The 1,969-nt window shown below is 72.4% G+C and carries 2 protein-coding genes and 1 pseudogene; all 3 read left to right on the top strand.

Features of this window, described 5'->3' with window-relative positions:
- A pseudogene (locus F6X68_RS32410) lies at positions 1-293 on the top strand (relaxase); the annotation flags it as partial.
- Between the two features lie 17 nt (positions 294-310).
- Positions 311-1,378: a hypothetical protein gene (locus F6X68_RS33800; RefSeq protein ID WP_192581647.1), complete on the top strand. Its 1,068-nt coding sequence runs from the start codon at positions 311-313 to the stop codon at positions 1,376-1,378.
- On the top strand, positions 1,375-1,887 hold the full coding sequence (locus F6X68_RS32400) for a DUF4913 domain-containing protein (protein WP_151457796.1): 513 nt from the start codon (positions 1,375-1,377) through the stop codon (positions 1,885-1,887). Before F6X68_RS33800 ends, F6X68_RS32400 begins: the two co-directional genes overlap by 4 nt.
- Positions 1,888-1,969 lie beyond the last annotated feature (82 nt).

Below are 1,969 nucleotides of genomic sequence, written 5' to 3'. Positions count from 1 at the left end.
ACGAACTGAGGGCGATGTCGCGGCTGGTAGCGCTCATGGGTCGCATTGCCGGAGACGAGGACTCGGTCGCCGCGATGGCGCTGGTGCTCGACATGGCCCGGCTTGCCGACGCGCTGGAGTACCTCCGCACCGCTCAGCAGCGACTGCACCAGGCGCAGGCAGCCCGGGACGCGGCCCGGCAACTCCGGACTCTCGCCGCCGGCGGGCAGCGGCCGGTAACGGCACCGCTCACCGTGGCGGTAACGCCCAGCCCGACAGTGGACAGTGCCCGCCGCACACCGCGGGCCCGGTAACGGGAGGAGTCAGAATCATGCAACCACAGCACGACGACCCGGTCGACGAGGCCAGACAGAAGGCGATGCAGTTCTTCGGCGTCATCTCTACCCTCAGCGAAGCCGTCGCCCGCTTTGCTGCGGTGGGCATCCAGCGCAGGGCCGCCGAGGAGGAACGCGTCGCCGGCCGGGAGCGGGCCGCCGAGGCGGCCAGCCGCGCCGCCGCCCGGCTTGGCGACGCCGTCCGTGCCGACCGGGAGCGACTCGCCCGCCGGGTCGACGGCTCGTGGCTGAAGGACGCCACCCTCACCGAGGTGGCCGAGGTATGGCGTACGGCGACGGTGCACGCCGCCGCCGGCGACCCCGTCGCGCAGAAGCTCGCGGGGCTCGCCCTGGACCGCTTGGGTGAGTTGCACCCGCAGTGGCGGGCCGCGTACGACCGGCAGCGGGCAGCCGGAAGGTCCGCTCCCGACGCTGCCCGCGCCGCGGCCCACGAGGTCTGGGAGAGCGAAGCGGCGAGGGCCGGTGCCAGCGGCAGGGCGGCGCGACCGCACAGTGGCCCGGAGGGCCCGAAGTTGCGCGCCGGCGCGAACGGGAAGGCGCTACCCGCTGGTGGGCAGGCGCTCAACGACCTGGACGCCGCCGTACGCGCTGAAGCAGGCCGGCTGCTCGCCGACGTCAGTCCCGAGGCGCTGGACCGGCTACAGCGTGACCTGCGCGCCAGCGGCCGAGCGCCGGCGGCGGACGGCCTCGTACTGGCACGTCAGTACGTGAGTCAGACCCGAGAGGCAGGCGTACTGACGCCGGTGGTCGCCGATGCCATCGAACGCGACTTGCTGGCACGCGCGGACGAGGAGCGGGCTCAGGCCCGCGCCGTCGCCGGGACGCCGGATCACCCGCGCACCGCAGTCGACGAGCGTACCGAGGGGCTCGTTGTGGCCACGGGGCGTTTCGGATCGGCCAGCCACGACGAAGCCGTGGCCCAGCAGCGCCGCCTCGGCAGTACGTTCGCTCCGCTGGTCGTCGGCGGGAAGGTGGACCCCCTCGTGGCCGCCAAGCGGCCGGCGACCGTGGGATCGAAGCGGGTCCGGGCGGTGACCCGATGACCAGCGTGAAAACCTCAAGTCCTTCCGGTGAGGTGGACGGGACGACAGAGGATTTCGCAGCCCAGGTGGCGCTGTTGACCAGGCAGGTCGCCGAACTTCAGCAGGTTGTCGCCGACCGCGCGGTCAGCGGCGTGGAGGGGCAGCCACCGGTGTACGCGACTGTCGAGGAGTGGGTCCGCGACTACCTCCTGCCGGGATTTCCCCGGCCGGTCGGCGAGGTTGGGCTGGTGCGGTGGCACTGGTGCGAGCAGTGGTGGCGCCACGACGAAGCCGTGACCCGGCTGACCGCCTTGTGGTACGGCTGGGAACATGCCCGGCTGGAGATGACTGGCATGCTCGGCTGGCTGCGTGAACTGGACCACCACCTGCCGGTGCTGCTCGGCCCCGACGGGCCGTTCCGCTCCTGCGCCCCCGGCATCGACGGCGGCACTGCCCGACACAAGGCGCCTACCGTTGCTGCCTTCGAGCAAGCGCCGGAGCAGTGGTGGGACTGGTGGGATACCAAGTAGGCACAGGGGCCTTCCTCTACCCGCTGGTCCTCGACACTCGTCCTGGCGGCACGGAACTGGGGGTCGAACGGTCGACGCCGGG

It is taken from the genome of Micromonospora sp. AMSO12t (genome assembly GCF_008806585.1).
Taxonomy (GTDB): domain Bacteria; phylum Actinomycetota; class Actinomycetes; order Mycobacteriales; family Micromonosporaceae; genus Micromonospora; species Micromonospora reichwaldensis.
The sequence above is the reverse complement of the archived record's forward strand: the minus strand, read 5'-3'. Positions and strand labels throughout refer to the sequence as shown.

Coding starts and splice junctions, on each gene's coding strand:
- F6X68_RS33800 (WP_192581647.1), top strand. CDS start 311: ATGCAACCACAGCACGACGACCCGGTCGACGAGGCCAGACAGAAGGCG.
- F6X68_RS32400 (WP_151457796.1), top strand. CDS start 1,375: ATGACCAGCGTGAAAACCTCAAGTCCTTCCGGTGAGGTGGACGGGACG.